The organism is Acinetobacter sp. XH1741 (assembly GCF_041021895.1).
Lineage (GTDB): Bacteria > Pseudomonadota > Gammaproteobacteria > Pseudomonadales > Moraxellaceae > Acinetobacter.
This window is the reverse complement of record NZ_CP157428.1, coordinates 1684599-1701937: the sequence shown is the minus strand read 5'-3', so window position 1 is coordinate 1701937 and position 17339 is coordinate 1684599. Positions and strand designations below refer to the sequence as shown.

At 36.5% G+C, this 17339-nt stretch carries 11 protein-coding genes; 6 read left to right on the top strand and 5 right to left on the bottom strand.

What is annotated here, in order from left to right:
- The first annotated feature begins 43 nt into the window (after positions 1 to 43).
- From ABLB96_RS08105 to ABLB96_RS08085, 5 genes are all read left to right on the top strand, one after another.
- The gene (locus tag ABLB96_RS08105) at positions 44 to 1375 is read left to right on the top strand and encodes an APC family permease (protein WP_348896440.1); all 1332 of its coding nucleotides are present in this window, start codon (positions 44 to 46) and stop codon (positions 1373 to 1375) included.
- A 19-nt stretch (positions 1376 to 1394) separates the two neighbouring features.
- The gene (locus ABLB96_RS08100) at positions 1395 to 2840 is read left to right on the top strand and encodes an FAD-dependent oxidoreductase (protein WP_348896441.1); all 1446 of its coding nucleotides are present in this window, start codon (positions 1395 to 1397) and stop codon (positions 2838 to 2840) included.
- Positions 2841 to 2986: 146 nt separating this feature from the next.
- Entirely contained in the window at positions 2987 to 4345 is a 1359-nt protein-coding gene (locus tag ABLB96_RS08095; protein WP_348896442.1) for an amino acid permease, read from the top strand.
- 384 nt (positions 4346 to 4729) lie between these two features.
- Positions 4730 to 5089, top strand: coding sequence for a hypothetical protein (locus ABLB96_RS08090; RefSeq protein ID WP_309456391.1), 360 nt, complete (start codon positions 4730 to 4732; stop codon positions 5087 to 5089).
- A gap of 186 nt (positions 5090 to 5275) precedes the next feature.
- The gene (locus ABLB96_RS08085) at positions 5276 to 5746 is read left to right on the top strand and encodes a hypothetical protein (protein ID WP_348896443.1); all 471 of its coding nucleotides are present in this window, start codon (positions 5276 to 5278) and stop codon (positions 5744 to 5746) included.
- Positions 5747 to 5940: 194 nt separating this feature from the next.
- Here the strand turns inward: ABLB96_RS08085 and ABLB96_RS08080 are convergent, their stop codons facing one another.
- From ABLB96_RS08080 to ABLB96_RS08060, 5 genes are all read right to left on the bottom strand, one after another.
- On the bottom strand, positions 5941 to 6372 hold the full coding sequence (locus tag ABLB96_RS08080; RefSeq protein ID WP_348896444.1) for a hypothetical protein: 432 nt from the start codon (positions 6370 to 6372) through the stop codon (positions 5941 to 5943).
- Positions 6365 to 6802, bottom strand: a complete 438-nt coding sequence (locus ABLB96_RS08075) for a hypothetical protein (protein WP_002047998.1) — start codon at positions 6800 to 6802, stop codon at positions 6365 to 6367. Before ABLB96_RS08075 ends, ABLB96_RS08080 begins: the two co-directional genes overlap by 8 nt.
- A gap of 349 nt (positions 6803 to 7151) precedes the next feature.
- Positions 7152 to 7892, bottom strand: a complete 741-nt coding sequence (locus ABLB96_RS08070) for a tetratricopeptide repeat protein (RefSeq protein ID WP_348896445.1) — start codon at positions 7890 to 7892, stop codon at positions 7152 to 7154.
- A gap of 278 nt (positions 7893 to 8170) precedes the next feature.
- The gene (locus ABLB96_RS08065) at positions 8171 to 12856 is read right to left on the bottom strand and encodes an RHS repeat-associated core domain-containing protein (protein ID WP_348896446.1); all 4686 of its coding nucleotides are present in this window, start codon (positions 12854 to 12856) and stop codon (positions 8171 to 8173) included.
- A 70-nt stretch (positions 12857 to 12926) separates the two neighbouring features.
- A complete protein-coding gene (locus tag ABLB96_RS08060) occupies positions 12927 to 16136 on the bottom strand; it encodes a type VI secretion system Vgr family protein (RefSeq protein ID WP_348896447.1) in 3210 nt (1069 codons plus the stop codon).
- 159 nt (positions 16137 to 16295) lie between these two features.
- Here ABLB96_RS08060 and ABLB96_RS08055 point away from each other — a divergent pair, with 159 nt between their 5' ends.
- Positions 16296 to 16877: a TetR/AcrR family transcriptional regulator gene (locus ABLB96_RS08055; RefSeq protein ID WP_348896448.1), complete on the top strand. Its 582-nt coding sequence runs from the start codon at positions 16296 to 16298 to the stop codon at positions 16875 to 16877.
- Positions 16878 to 17339 lie beyond the last annotated feature (462 nt).

Below are 17339 nucleotides of genomic sequence, written 5' to 3'. Positions count from 1 at the left end.
CTGGATGAAAAGCAAAAACAACGAAATTTGAGGTTGAAAAGACATGGAAAATAAAGCGTCTTCCTTAAAAAAACTATCTCTATGGCAAGTCACGATTATTGGTATTGCCTATATGACCCCCATGACGGTTTTTGATACTTTCGGTATTGTTTCCGGAATTACTCAAGGCCATGTTCCTCTTGCTTACTTACTTGCTTTAGGCGCTATGCTCCTCACTGCTTGGAGTTATGCAAGATTTAGTAAAAATTCGGAAAAATCAGGCTCCGCATATAGTTATACGGCTGAAAGTTTAGGACCTAAAAGTGGCTTTTTTGTCGGCTGGTGTTCTCTACTCGACTATCTGTTATTACCGCTTATTAATGTTTTACTTGCTGCAATTTATCTTACCGCACTTCTTCCAAGTCTACCTTATTGGTTCTGGGTACTTGTATCGGCAGGACTTATAACCTTAGTCAACTGTTTTCGTATTCGGTTACTTGCCAACTTAAGCCTCGTGTTTGTGTTTGCACCCATCATACTGATGGTCATTTTTGTATATTTAGTCATTCGTGGTATTGGCTCGACTCAAGGTTATGAGCATGTGCTTACCTTGGCTCCGCTATGGCATGGCCAGCAATCGCTATTACCTCTCGTCGCTGGCGCTTCAGTTCTATGTTTTTCATTTCTAGGTTTTGATGCAGTTACTACCCTTTCAAATGAAACCAAACAACCCACCAAAAATATTCCTCGTGCAGTCATGTTAACAACACTTACTGGTGGGCTTATTTTCTTCACTGCGGCTTGGTTTATTCAGCTTTATTTTCCAAACAATGTTCGTTTTCACCACCCTTCAGAAGCACTCCCTGAAATTGTGCTTTATGTGGGCGGTGCTTTGTTTCAGTCTATCTTCTTATGCGGACAAATTATGAACACAGTCGCCTCAGGTCTGGCCTCACATGCCAGTGCCTCGCGTTTACTGTATATAATGGGTTCTGACAATATTTTTCCTAAAAAGTATTTTGGAACCATCCATAGCTCTTTAGGTACGCCTTTTTTCTCGGTTTTATTTGTCGGGCTTATTTCAATGTCGGCTATTTTTTTAGATTTAGCTCAAGTTGTTAGTCTGATCAGTTTTGGTGCGCTCGTTGCTTTTACGGCTGTAAACTTCTCAGTTTTTATGAAATTTTATATTAAAGATAAACAGCGTTTAGGTTTTAAAAATAAATTTCTAAATCTATTTTTACCGCTTTTATCGGTCATTAGCATTATTTGCTTATGGCTCAATCTCGACTCATCTTCACTCATTTTTGGATGCTTCTGGTTATCTTTAGGCATTCTTTTATTCATCTATAAAACGATTAAAAAACAAAGTATTGCGATTAGTAATGCTTATTAATTTTTTAAGGAACTTCTCTATGAAAATTATTTCTAAACCTCAGCTTTTAAAAGATGTGGAATACAAACCAAGTAAATCTCTACAAGTGGGTAAAGAGTGGAGTTGGTTAAATCCAAAACATGCGAAATTTGATACAGCCACGATTAATGATGCATCGGTAGATAACCCAGCCAACTATTATGAAAGCTCACTGTCTGATTGGCATACCTTTGATAGTTTAAATGCCGACATTGAATGTGATGTTGTGGTGATTGGTGGTGGTTTATTAGGTTCATCGACTGTCCTACACTTAGCTGAACAAGGTGTAGATACGGTTTTATTAGAAAAAAACCGCATTGGTAGTGCAGCCTCAGGCCGAAATGGTGGACAACTGACTCCCGGTTTAGCACGCTGGGAAGCTCAAGAAATGGCCGATCGACTCAGCTATGAAGATGCCAAAAAACTATGGCATTTTACCTCTACTGAAGCCATGCAGCTCATTGATGACATCTCGGAAAAATACCAACTCAACTTTGACCGTAAATATGGGCATATTACTGCCGCCGTTCATGAAGGACATTTGGTTGGCTTAACCCAAGGCGCCGATGCACGAAAATATTTAGGCGAAGACCATACCCGTATTGTGGGTAAGCATGAACTCATGGACTATATTAAGTCGGACTACTATACAGGTGGTTTAATTGATGAGTTAGGCGGACAAATCCATCCTTTAGCTTTAAACCGTGGCTTAATTTATGGCTTTTGCCAAAATGGCGGTACTGTTTATGAACAAACAGAAGTCATTTCAATAGTAGAAAAAGAAGATGGGATTTATGTTCAAACAGCAAATGCTGTAGTAAAGGCTAAAAAGTCTGTGGTGTTAGCAGTACACCATGCCTCGTTTAAACTTTTATCAGAACAAAGCAATACGACTATTCCGTTTTACACCTATGTTGCGACCACTGCTCCTTTAGAACTGGACACCAAAGAGCTTCTGCCATTTGGACATCCCGTTTATGACACTCAGTTCCAGATTGACTACTACCGTCCTGTCTTTAATAACCGTTTATTGTTTGGAGGACAAGGCACTGGCACATGTTGGGGACCAGAGAAAACTCTAAATTATCTAGAGCATCGAATTCATACCGTGTTCCCGCAAATTAAAAATCTAGAGATGGATTTTGTGTGGAGTGGCACAACCGATTTAACTGTTAATGGTGCAGTCGACAGTCGTAAGTTTGGTCATAAATTCCCGATTTATGCTGTTCACGGTTGGAGCGGTCACGGAGTGGCACAGACTGTCCGCATTGGTAAAGCCATTGCAAATGATTTTGTTGGGCAATCGAATGACTTTGAAATGTTATCTAAAATTGACCATCAAAATATTATTTTTGGTCGTACCCTTGCACCAGTTGTTATTCCGCTCGCTAAAAGTATGTATGGCATCGGTGCAATGATTAACCCAGGCAAAATGGTATCTTTCTAATTTATAAAAACGTCATTTTTCTAAAAAAAGATTCGTACAGGTTCGTGCGAATCTTTTTATATAAGCGCAATATTACTTTTCAAACTAGGTTATCCCTATCCAATCCATTACAATAGCGTCGGCTTTTTCAGACAGCGCATAGTATTTTGAGTAACTCAACTTCCCAATTAAAACGTGGACTTAAAAATCGTCACATCCAGTTAATCGCTATGGGTGGTGCTGTAGGCACAGGACTTTTTTTAGGCTCTGCACAAGTCATTCAGTCTGCTGGTCCTTCAATCATTTTAGGTTATGCCATTGTCGGTTTGGTTGCATTTTTAATTATGCGCCAAATGGGTGAAATGATTGTAGAGGAACCTGTGGTTGGCTCTTTTAGCTACTTTGCACAAAAGTATTGGGGAAGATTTCCCGGTTTTTTATCGGGCTGGAACTATTGGGTTGTGTACATTTTAGTGGCTATGACTGAGCTTACCGCCGTAGCTAAATATGTGCATTATTGGTGGCCTCATATCCCTGCATGGGTCTCTGTTTTATTTTTCTTTGTACTAGTCACTTGCTTGAACTTGGGCAATGTTAAATTTTATGGCGAGTCTGAATTTTGGTTAGCCATTATTAAAGTTACCGCAGTCATTTCAATGATTGTGTTTGGCTTATATCTATTACTTACAGCAGGCAATGACTCTATAGCGAGCTTTTCAAACCTATGGCAGCATGGCGGATTTTTTCCGCATGGGTTTTCGGGTTTGTTCTATATGCTTGCTTTTTTAATGTTTGCATTTGGTGGTATTGAACTGATTGGAATGACCGCTGCTGAAGCTGAGAATCCGGAAAAAAGTATTCCGCAAGCCATTAACCAAGTCATTTTTCGAATCTTAATTTTTTACGTAGCTTCACTCGCGATTATTATGTCGCTTATTCCGTGGAATCAACTGGACCTCGGTGGTTTAGATAAAAGTCCATTTGTCATGATTTTTAGTCAACTTGGCATTGGTTGGGCAGCTCATTTACTGAACTTTATTATTTTGACTGCTGCACTTTCAGTTTATAACAGCGGCATGTATGCTAACAGCCGTATGTTGTACGGACTAGCAGTCCAAGGTAATGCACCAAAAGTTTTTGCAAAAGTCAGTAAACAAGGCGTACCAACAGCCGCTGTTGTCTTCTCTTCTATTCTGATTTTTGGGTGTGTTTTACTCAACTATTTTGTACCAGAAGAAGCTTTAAGCCATCTTATGTATATGGCTGTTGCAGCTTTAGTTTTAAACTGGGCAATTATTAGCTTTACCCATTTAAAATTTAAAAAAGCCATGAAATTAGAAGGACAAGTTGCCAAGTTCCCTGCTCTGTTTTCGCCTTTGAGTAATTATGTTGTGCTCGCTTTTATTGGCATGATTTTATACATTATGTGGACTCAGGGCTTTAAAGAATCGGTAATTTTAATTCCTATCTGGATTACTTTAATGCTTGGTTTATATAAAATTTTAAGGTTAGATAAATCACTTTAATCATCTTAGAAGGCTTATTCAAATAGAATAAGCCTTTCTTGTTTTAAGGACTTATAAACAAGCTTGCCACTACCGCAAATTTGAACAGGCAAATATCTTTATTGTGCCCCTTTGAATCACAGTTCACTTAGCTACTTTTAGGTACATGTGATCCTTTTAAAAAAGGTGCTTAAGACATTTTTAAGAGATCATTATTAAAGTACAAGTGTTTACATGATCTATAAATATTTGTGCCAATGTTCAGCTAAAATCGTGGCTGACCAGGTATATCGTTGCGATCATTAATCAGGAAAAGACGCTTCACCATAAGCAGCACTTTTACTCACTTTACTGATTTTGTTCCATCCACTGCGTCACTTAATGATGAAAGACAGGAAAAATTTTATGGAAAAAACGCTGCAATGTCCGAAGTGTGGTTCTACAGAAGTTGAAACACGTGATCATGACAAACTGCTTAAAACCACTGGCGGTGTTTTACTAACAGCTGCGGGAACAACAGCGGGTACCGTAGGTGGTGCTGCAACGGGTGCTTCGATAGGAGCAGCAATTGGTACTGTGGCTGGGCCATTAGGTGTGATTGTTGGTGGTACTGTAGGAACATTTGTGGGTGCAATTAGTGCAGGTATTACTGGCGGTGTAGTGGGCAATATTTTTGGTAAAAAAGCAGGTGTAATGATCGATAAAAATATCTTTCAGGACTACCGCTGTCTAAAATGTAAATACCGTTTTAAAGTAAAGAAATAACCCTATTTTATTAAGCTTAGTTTTAAAGCTTTTCTCTTACTTTAAAAAAGGAAAGTCATCATTTAGATTACTTTCCTCCCTCTCTTATCTCATCTAGCTCAAAAAATAATTTAATTCAGCTACTTACTTTACGCTACTCATAAGATATGAAAGAATTGCGGCCTCATATAACTTTTGAAATTTAAAATGAGAAAAATATTATTTTTAAGTTTAGTCAGTATGCTTAGCTCATATAGCTTTGCAGAAGATAATAATTCGGTTTATCGAGGACTTGGCACTGGACCTCAGGATTTTTTAAAGTTCCAAATACTCAAACAAAAAGGCTATATCTCAAAAAAACCTAATATTTCACGAGCAGACTATAACGATATATACAAACTGAAAAAGCCTTATGAATTTATGGGACAAAACTTTGTACTCATTTCAGATGAATATATGTCTGAATATGTAGGCTGTTGTGTGAGTGAAGGTTGGGGAGCTGTATTTAAGCAAACATCTAATTTGAAATTGATTGAAAAATTTGCAAAAACAAATCAATGTAGTGTCGGTCCTATAGAGTCAACGAGTGATTATTATGGCTTTAAAATTCGTTCTCTGCCAAAAGGTAATTACTATGAATTATCATGCCGCGAACGTGACTTAGTTCAGTCTCAATAGATAGGAATTAAATTCTGAAAATAAGAGCCAAACAAGTTGTTTGGCTTAGAGTTTTAATAGTGAAAATATTGTTTAAAAAGCCTCTTTAATAAAATAATTATATTTTTATCGTCTTATAAGTTTGACTAGAATAGCTAGTTTACAAAATCAATAGCAACAAAACTGTTATTCCAGCTAGTTATTTAACCACGAAATTATTCACACAAATTATCTCCCCACTTATAGTATCGATACAAAACCGTATTAACATCATAATTAGTTACTTTCAACTCCCCGCCTTTATAATCTTGAATCTTCCCAAAGATCGGGCTCACTATATTAATTTTATTCTTTAGACCTAAACAATATGTATCAACTCCTTGCCCTTGTCCTTTTAACACCCATCCATCTTTGTCTAAATGCCTGACTATTTTCTCTAACTTCCTAGGGTCTTTAGTAAATTCGAAATAAGAAACTTGAGCTTCATATTTATTTATAGAATCTATAATTTCAATATCATTTCCTAAAAACTCTATCATTTTACCTTTAAAAGGATATTTATCCTTAGGCTGTTCATACACTCCATTAGAACAACCCACCTGTAAAAACAAGAAAAATAGTGCTATATATCTGAAAAAATTACTCACACAAATCCTCACCCCATTTATTATAACTATAAGATATAGCATCAGAATTATAATCAGTTATATTTAGTTTACCACCTTGATAGTCATAAACACCAATTGCAGTAGGACTAACAATATTAATACTATTATTAGCTCCTAAACAGTATGTATCTACCCCTTGTCCATGACCCTTTAATATCCAACCATCTTTTTCTAATTGATTAATTACTTTTTTCAATTTATTGGGATCTTTTTCAAATCTAAAAGAAGAAATTTGAACTTCTGCTTTACGCAACGAATTTACAATTTTAAGATTATCGCCTAACAATGCTTTCATTTTTGCTTCAAATGGATACTTATCTGAAGGCTGTGGATAAATTCCACCACCTCCACCACAACCAGTGAATGTGAAAAGCATAAAAGCTGCTAAACTCAATTTATTTAATTTCATATTTAGTCCTTAATCGCTCCCGTAATGGTTCTGCCTTGGGTATCGACAATATATCTGAAATTAAAACCTATACTTTTCATACTTACACTAATTTTTAAAATACTTATTATACATATGAAAACCCCCTTAATTTACTATTAATAAAACTAGTTTATTCATAGCTTTAAAATCCTATCAGCAGTTTTACTTTTAAATTAAAAATACAAATCTTACCAAAAAAACAACTCATAATTATTACCTTCTATAAATATAAAAACCAAATCTACATGCTATCTTAAAATTTATCTTTAATAATTTAAAATTGATAATTTAGTTATTTAAAAAAACCACCTCTCAAATACTTAAAAACTTATTTCTTACCCAACAGCCTACTATAATTCTCATATGCTCCAGAAAATCCGTTATCATAAGCTTTTCTATACCAATACAATGCTTTTTCTTTATTTACGTTTACTCCCCCTTCTCCATTTTCATACATCCACCCTACATTATTTTGAGCTAAAGGATCATTTCTTAAGGCCGCTTTTTCAAAATATTTAAATGCTTTTATTAAGTCTTTATTTATAATTTTACCATCATAATATTGTACTCCCAACTCTGTTATAGCAGGTGTAAAATCTGTTTTTTCAGCAAAATCTAAACTCTCTAACATCTTCTCAGGGTTATTTTCTTTTATATAAATCAAACCTAACTGATATGCTGATAAACTATCACCAAGTTTCTTTGCTGAAAGGAGCCATTTCTTAGAGTCTTCTAATTTATTTTCTAAATAGTATAAGTATCCTAGAGAATAATGTGCTGGTGAGAAACAATACTTAGCAGAATTTATCAAATGTTTTTCAGCTTCTTTTAAATCAACCAACTTTGTTTTCCCGTCTAAAAAACTCACACCTAGAATATACTCTTTATAAAATCCATCAGGTAAGCCATTTATTACCTCATTGATCTTTTTTAGATTTCCTTGTAAACTTAAAATATTGAGATCAAAATTAGAGTTTTTAATCTGATTAGAATATTCAATTTTCTCACAAGCAAAAGCAGGTTTAATCAAAGTTAAAAAAAATAAAAAACTACATAAAATTGGCTTCATAATAACCGACACTCCATATACTTAAACAAAGAAACAAACCTACTAACCAATATGTTAACCTTATTAGCTTAGTAATTTTTTGATAATTATTTTTTTTCTTAAAAACAATATCGCTCATTACCTTGTTAAAACTATTATTCTTTGAAAAAAAATTCCAAATATCTGTTGCCATATTGTTATAAATATAATACCTATATAAGAAATACATCATTAGAATGAAATTAGAGACAAATAAAAAAACCAAAAACCATCTTAAATAAAATAGTATTTCCATATAATTAGAACCTTGGAAAATTAAATGGCTGAGCCGGAATTACTGGCATTTTTTCTGGTGGAATAGTATAGACTGGTTGTTCAGGTATATAATCTGATGTATTTTGCCACCCATCTGTAATTCCTAAACCAGCTCCTGCTCCACTTCCACCTTTTATGACCGCATAAAATGATTTTCCAGACCAAGAATACCCACCACAAATTTGTCCAAACCAATTAGCACCAACACCTCCACAAGCTTCTATATATCTACCATCAGGTTTATTACCTATATTAAGTATATCCCGCGTAGTACTAGCCGAAACACCTAAACCTAACGTTCGTCCAGTAGAATGTACAGCCCTCCCACCTCCTGCATAAGTAGTGCTATGTGTTATACCTAATCCTAGTGCACCACTAATATTAGCACTTGTTCCATTCAACGCTCTATCAGTTGCCTGAACTAATGTTGACCTATCTTTCATTCTTGGGTCTCCTTTCATACCAGGAATTGAAATATCAGGAGATAATCCATACGGGTCAGTTAACTTAGTTGGATTTTCTACATAAGCAGATGTATGAAATCCACCATTCAAACCAATCGGGTCTTTACTTATATATCTTGCACTATGAGGTTCATAATAACGATAACGGTTATAGTGCAGTTCTGTTTCACGGTCGTAATATTGTCCTTGAAAGCGTAGATTATTTTGCTCAAATGGATTATCTTGATTTATCGCTTTAATTTGTGATGCCGCGCCCCATGTGTCTTGAAGAATTTCCCATACACATTCACCGCGGGTATTGGTCATGGTTTGTGGTGTTCCTACCTGATCACAGTGGTAAAATGTTATTTGCTCTACATCAGCACGCTTTTTCCGAGTAATACTATTCCATACTGGATCTTTATAAATAGAATATGGTTTTGTTTGATATTCCTGATAATCAGGAGTTTCTATTAGTTGAATGAAATCCTTATAGCCTGCTTGTAACAATGGAGTGAAGCTATCAGGTTCATAAATATAGTGCTTTGTATAACTAGTCTGTGCCGATTTAAATGATTCCCATATCATTAAATCGCCATCCCAACCAAATATGGTTAACTCATTAGATGTTTTTTTGTAGAGTCGACGACCAAATACATCATAACCATATTCTGTAACTAGACCATTATTATCACTTCGAATAAGTCTGTTTTGGTTATCCCAAATCAGTTTAAGGTTTTTGCCCGCTTGAATAATCTCTGTCACATTACCTTGAGTATCATATTGGTAGTGTTTACCTTTATAACTTTTAATAAGGTTATTTTTAATTTGTGCTGGACTTAATACCGAGTCAGAATCAATTAAGTTACCTGCCGGATCAAAGCTAAAGCTTTCTGTTTTATGTAAACTTTGAACTGCAATTAAACGCCCAATTGGGTCATATTGATAATTGAACCTACCCAAACGGCTATCTTCGACTTGACTAAGCAAATAGTTTTGATCGTATTGATAGTGTCTATGCGCTTGATATTGTAAATATTCTTGAGTTTCTTGCTCAGGTTGAATGAACTGTGAACTCAGTAATCCCACATCATTATATTGTTTGATTTGCATGAGCCCATTTGCTAATAGTCGTGTTGTTTCTCTATGCAAATCATCACGCTGAAATGAAGCAACTTCTTGGTTATTTAAACCAATTGCATAAATATGCCCTGAACCATAAACAAGATGATTCAATGTTTGACCATCAGGTCGAATTGTTTTAATTAAATTTCCAAGCTCATCATATTCATAATGTAATACTGCTGTGAGCGGTTTCAGTTCTGGAATTTTATAATGCTGGTGCTCTCTAACCGACTGCCCAAGTGCATTGTAATAGAAATCAATTTGGCTAACCTCATTACTGACTCGGCTCAGTTGATTATTCAGGTTATAGTCAAATTGTTCTATTTGTTTCTGCCCTGTATATAAGTGGGTAAAGCTTTTCGAAGCAATTTGTCCATCTGCATAATATTCAAATTGGGTCAGTATATTTGGTTGATGGATTTGAAATAACCTTCCGTTCTCATTGTAACTATAGTGCTTTTCCTCTCCATCAAAGGCCTGTTCACGTATCAAATATCCATACGGATTGTATCCAAACAAATATTCGGCTTGATTCTGATTAATCACCTTGTGAATGCGGCCTTGTTTGTCCCATTGATAAGCTATGCTATGTCGATTGGCATCAATACGCTGCTCTAATAAGCCAACTTGATTGTACTTATATTCCGTTACTAAACCTTTGGTATCGGTATATTTAAGTAAACGTCCTTCTTCATCATGTTCAAAGTATTCTTTTAGCCCATCAGGATAAATAATACTTTGTAGCTGTCCTTTATCTCGGCCTTTGGTACTGTAAAAATACTGTATAACTTTATTATTTGCAGTTTGTTGAGCTGTCAGTGCACCATCTTCATCATATTCCCATGTATTACTCTTACTTGAGCAATCGGTATATGAAATCATCTGCCCCAATTCATTATATTGAATTTTCTTAACACCACCTTTTCCATCAATGACTTCAACCAGTTGATTATCATTGTTATATTTGTACTGTGTGATATGCCCTAATGGATTAATTTCCTTATTAAGATTACCATTTTCATCATACTCCCGTTTCCAAATACTGCCTTCTGGGTCTTTAATTTCAACTAAATTACCCTGTTCATTATATGCAAAACGAATTATTCCACCGTTTGGCTGAACAATCTTAACAAGTTGATCTCGATCATTATATTCTTGTTGAGTCTCTCGCCCTTCAAAATCAATTTGACGAGTAATACGCTTTTGCCCATCACGGCTATACCATGACTCACGCCCATCCGCTAAATGAGTGCGATATGTAAGTCCATTCAGATCGAAATAGTAATAAGTTGGAACCCCATAAGCATCGTAAACTGCTACTTGACGTAAGCGCGGATGCCATTTTAGTTTGGTATGGAAACTACCATCATCGGCCCATTCCTCTATCGCTTTAGCTTTGGCGTCTGTTGATTCATAGCGAATATTTTGTCCACGCCCTGTACGGTCTGTATAACGTGTTAGCTGATGAAATTGGTTATATTCATAAGTTCTTGTATGGCCATTTTGGTCAATGGCTTTAATCAAGTTACCTTGGGTATCATATTCATAACGTGCTAATGGCTCAGCTTTATCATCTAAAAACACCGCAATGATTTTAATTTGCTCACTAAAAGCAAATTTTAATTGGTGCTTGGCATGTTCTAATTGAAAATCAATATGTTGAAGATAAGCAGTTTTATCGAAAATAAGATAACTTAAATCGATCTTTTCTTGTGTTTTTTCGTTGAATTGTTGAATCAATTGATAAGCCTGGTCAACTGAAAACTGATGGAATTGAAAAGACCAATCTCCACCGAAGTTTAGAATCAGATCTCCATTTTCAAGGGGTTTAATAATCCATCCCTCATAAGGTACTTCATAATTTTCAAATGTAATGGAAGCTGGCAGTTGATGCTTTCGCCCTTTACTATCAATAAATAGATAGCCTTGGACAGTTTGTTGAATCATATTGGAAAATGGCATCATCCAACGTGCACCGACCATGCTTTGATCAAACTCATCCATTTGTGAGTTATATTGCCGTATAAAAGAAAAACCTATTTTTGGTAAATAGAAGTCTGCATGTTGAACCCGTTCAGCACCAATTGAATAGCTAATACTTTTTCCAGATTGCGAATCTGCACCTTCACATGGGGGAGCATTTAAAGCATCTGCCTGTAAACTTACGAACTCTAAAGTATCTCCTTTTGTATGCCGTTCATATTCACCCGTCTGGTTGATTGGCACACTCGTACTACCTTTATTTTCTAATACTTGTATGGCTTTCAGAGTTTCTTGTAATAGCCATGCTAAAGTATATTTTTGGCTAGCATTTGCTTGTTGTTGTAAAGTTTGACTTAAAGTCGCAATAGCTTGAGTTGCTTCTTGTTGCAAACGACTTGTTATATTTGGTTGTATTTTAGGGGTTAAATTTGCTTGGCTCGGCTTCCCTAATAAATCAATGAGTGGAACAGCCCAGTTGGTAAATTTGAGTTTCGGATCTCGTTTTTCTGCACTTGCACCTGCCGCAGTGGTTATTCCTGCATTTATACCTGTTGCTGGGGTCGCCATACTTTGTAGGATAGTTACACCCAATGTTGTAGCGCCAGTAAGTAGACTGCTTAACTTCGCTTGAGTCTCTTTTAAAAACTTCTCTAAATCTCCAGCGATCATCGCATTGAGATGTAAACCTAAACGCTTAATATCAGTTTCTTTAATTTTTCCATTTTCTCGATATAAGCATTCTGCCATTAAACCAAACATTGGACGTAAAGCCATGCGTGCATGTGCTTCGTTATTCGGTTCTGAAAATAAACCAATTAAATTTGCCGCAAGTAATGCTCCACGTTGTGCGGCAGCATCACCAGTTTTCTTATCTGTGGCATAAAGCATTAGGTCTAGTACACTACCAGTCAATGCAAAGATATTAGCAATCGTGGTTATGTTGGCCTTACTTTTTATTTGTTCTAATGAGGTATTTCCGCAAACTTGTAAATACAGCTGAACCTGATTTGCGATCATTTGCAAGTCTGCTACATCCGTCACGCTATTTAAGTTAAAAACAGCAAGTTCAACAGTAGGTTGTTTTTTAATTTCTTTCTGCTGTGTATTCTCATTAGCCATTAATATAAAACCTTTAATTCATTAAATTACAACAATATTTTTCTATATTGGATCGCTCTATTCATCCAATTTACTTTTTTGACCGAATAAAATTATCTAAAGCACCTTGCTGAATAGGTGAATCTTGATTTGTGGACTTGGATAATTTTGCAGTCATTTGATCACTCAAAAAACCTTGGCCTTGCTCTTTTAGCATTTCAAGAGACTGGCTTGGGTTTACCGCCATTTGACCAAGACTTTTCATTTGATCGGCAGATAAATTGAGATTAAGCTCTTTTGAAACAGTGTTGAGGGCTGTATTGGTCACCTGATTTTTAATCTGGCCTACTGTTTGGCCAACAAAATTATCTAAAGTATTTTTACCCAAGTTTTTGAAACTATTTTTATCAGTTGAAAGAAGATTATTTTGCAACTGCGACATCGCATTTTGCCCCACTGCTCCTAGTGCATTTTTCATTAATCCTTGAACACTTTTGACTGGCTCAGCCCAAGTATATTTACGATTAAAATCACTGCTTTGCAGCCATGCACTCGTATTATCCTTCTCAAAAACCACTTTAGCTGGCCCAGGTGCAATACCTGTTACTTGTGCAAAACCATTTGCATCAAGTTTGCCTGTAATTTGCTTACCTAATGAATCAATTACTTTATAGCTATTTTGCTTGAAGAACTTATCTCCACCATAACTTCGCAATAATTCCAACGCTCCCTGCATGGGTTTAGCTTTAGGTAGTTGAGGAACATTCGCGTTTGCACTACCTCCCCCCATAAACACATGCTGCCCAGCCTTTACCTCAAACTTGCCACCCGTAACAGGAAAAATTCCTGAACCATTAATCTTGATTTGAGAACTACCAGCTGTGATCACAATTTCTTTAGAAGCATTAATTTCAATTTTGTCTTCTGTAGAAATAATCTGAATGCCTTTACGGGCAATAAAGTCAGCTCCATCCGCTTGTGCCTGTATTTCAACTTTTCCTTTGCCCGCATAGAGTCTCGCTCCTTGTTGAGCGGCAAACAAACTCACCTTATTTTGAGCATGCGCAATCAGGTTTTTCTGTGTGGTTAGGTTAATACTATCCCCAGCAGTTTGACTCAGTTGACCATCTGCGCTTAGGTGAATGTCTTCATTACTAGCTACTGCAATACTGTTAGGTGCGGTTAATACCATTAAAGCTTGTTTAAATACGGCCGCTTTTTCTTTATCTTGTTGTTCAATTTGTTCCAAGAAAGTTTTTAGATTCTCAAGCATTTCCAATGGATCAGTTTGCTGGTTTTTCGCAACTTCACTGAGTGCCTTGGCATTATTAAGGCCACCTTCTATTTGTTGCTTGGCATCGGCTGCGTCTAAATGTGTTCCTTGAGCTTGGTCTTGTTTATGGGTACTAACGAGCAAACCTTTACCAGCTCTAACAGCACCCCATTGGTCAGTTCTGAGTTCAAAGCCTTCACCACGGCCATCACTTGTCGCACTGTCTTTTGGATGGCTTAGGTTACCCAAATTTAGCTGACTGGCTGCATGGCTACTTTGTAGCTGGGCACTAATTTGTCCAGTGGTATCATCAAGGCGTAACTGGTTAAAACCTTTGCCGCCGACTTCTTCTGAACGAATACCACTCAGCTTTTTAGTCTCTGGTAGCTGTCCTTTCTGGTCAAACTGGGTTGGATGGCGTTCTGCTTCATGAATACGTCCCACCACAAATGGTCGGTCGATGTTGCCATCAAAGAAATCAATCACCACGATTTCACCGACACGTGGCAAGAAACGTGCCCCATACCCCTTTCCAGCCCATGGGGTTAAAACATCAACCCAAGCCGAATCGGTGTCATTGTCGTTACTTCCAGCCCCACCATCATGGCGATGGTCATCGGCTCGGGTAAACAGGAAACGGACTTTTATACGTCCCCATTGGTCAACATAAATTTGCTCGCCTTCGGGCCCTACCACTCGGGCACGTTGCACAGAAGCTTTAGGTCGATTCTCTAAAGGTTGATATGCAGGCACCACCTTAATATTACGGCGTTGTAAAATCAGTTCATTGCCTTGGCGTTCGTCTGTCTGACTAGCTTGCCAATGGCTTTGTTGAACTAGCGCTTGAATTTGCTGGTTTAAGTCTTTCGGTAAGTTATTTTGGTTGTAGTAATGCTTACCAATGATCAAAAATTCTTTATCTGCGCCATCATGCAGATCAATTTCAGGATGTTCATTCAGTTCAAACCAGTAGCCAACTTGGGTATCCCGTACCGTGGTTTGAGCAATAAATTGCTTAGACTGGGCATCGTAGTAGGCACTTAGGTTCTGGTTAAATTTTTCCAGTTGTTGGTTACTTGCTGAGGTTGCTCCATCTTCACCTTTTAAATCTTGCATCCATGCCGGACTAAAATGCCAAGCATCTTCAAGACTTAAACTTTGATTATCATAGTTAGAGCTATGCTGATGTTTACTTTGTACACTACCAGCCCCATCTGTTTGCTGTAATACATCTGACTGCCAGCGCTGCACAAAAACAGATGTCGGCTGTAAACCACGGTTAGCCATGAGGCCAGTCATGCTGTCAAATTGTTCAGTTGCATGACTTCTATGGTAATGAATCGTTCTTCTAGTCAGCGCTTGATATTGGTTATTATCATCAATCAGACGTAATTTTTGTGGTTGAATATGATCTGTATTGCTCGGTACAGTCAGCTCAGCTTCATCAATTAACCAATTAATCCCTTCACTACGCCATAAGCGAGTTAAAAATTCATAGTCACTTTCATTGAGCTGCATCACGAAAGGACGTATGTCATATTCTTGTTTCAACCCGCTCAAATCTAAAGTCAGACTCGAAGCAAATAATGGACTTTTCCCCTGCCATTCTTGAAATAGTATTTCACTAATTTCTTTCACGCTCTTGTTCATAAACACACGGCTGTTTCTGCGTTTATGCCAGAGATAGGTTGGATCACTTATGGTGAGCTTATATATAGTTAGAGCACCATCGCTTTGCCCCTGCGATGCTCCAGTAATAATACCCGTAGTACGGAAGAAATTTCCTCGATCTGTTACCTGATCAACAGCAACCTGCACCCCAATAAATTTCTTGAGTGAAATATGGGCATTGGTTGATAAACAAATCAGTTCGGCTGTCATGCCCTGATTAAGAGAATGTTGCCCATCTATACGTTGTAAAAAAACTTGACTAGTCAGGGATGCATCTGAAAACTGGAGATACACCGAACGATGTTGTGAGAGGAAACCAAAACTCTCTAAGATTTGAAAAATATTATTGAACATCACTATATTTATAAATTTGAGTTACAATCGAACATATTTTATAAAAAACAGACAGATTTGTCTATTTTTTATATTAATTCTCTCTCTAATGACTAGTCGAATATCTCATCTATCAACTAAAATAATAAACTTAACACCTCAACTCATTGCAATAACCCTATTATGAACGCAGAAATAAAATTTAAAAAACAATCAAAACGAGAAATTATTCTAAGCACTGCTACCCAGCTTTTTATTCAGGAAAGTTATATAGCTGTTGGTATCGACCGTATTATTACGGAATCTAAAGTAGCTAAAATGACTTTTTATAAGAACTTTCCGTCTAAAGAAAATCTGGTATTTGCTTGCTTACAGGAATTGAAACTCGAAATGAAGATTGCTGTAGAAAAGCAAATCTCATCAAAAACAGTTCCTTTAGAAAAATTAGAGCAACTTTATATGTGGTATATCGATTGGGTAAATCAAAATGGTGCCAGAGGATGCCCATTTCATAAAGCACGAATGGATGTAGGAAGCTTATACCCATCGATTCAAATCGTGCTGGATGAATACCGAAATTGGTTATTCGATACTACAGCTTCTATTTTTAAAGAGATGCAAATTAGGGACCCTATGACACTAACCCACTTATTCCTGTCTCTTTTGGATGGTTTAATCAATGGGTCTGTTTGCGAAGAAGCCCCTATTGAACCAGAGAAAACATGGAATTATATCAATACTTTAATTGAACTTGAGTCAGCATAAATGTAAATCAAATGCTATATCTCTAAAAAATAAATTTACGTTAATGATGGATGGTTTCTGATTAAAATGAGACTGTCATCATTTATTAGAATAACAGGCATATATTTAAAGGACGGTAAAAAATAAATTAGCAGTAAGAGTAATACTTTATGGAAAAAGATAAGAACTTACTAAATTCATCCGTCAAGCAACGTACACCCATGGGACTTATTATCTGTTATCTCATATTGGGTTTACCAGCCAGCTTGGTCATTGGTAGTTTAATTGCCCAACTTCTGACAATTAACATATCCTTTTTTGAAGGAAAAAGCAGTTTTATTTGGATGTGGTTATTTATAATTGTATCCCCATTCATCTATTTCGCTTGTTTGATTACTCTGTCTATTCTTTTAAAAAAATATGCTAAGGCTCTCCCTACTTTTGTGGCCATATTTGGAATACTAAGTGTCTTTGGCTTAACTT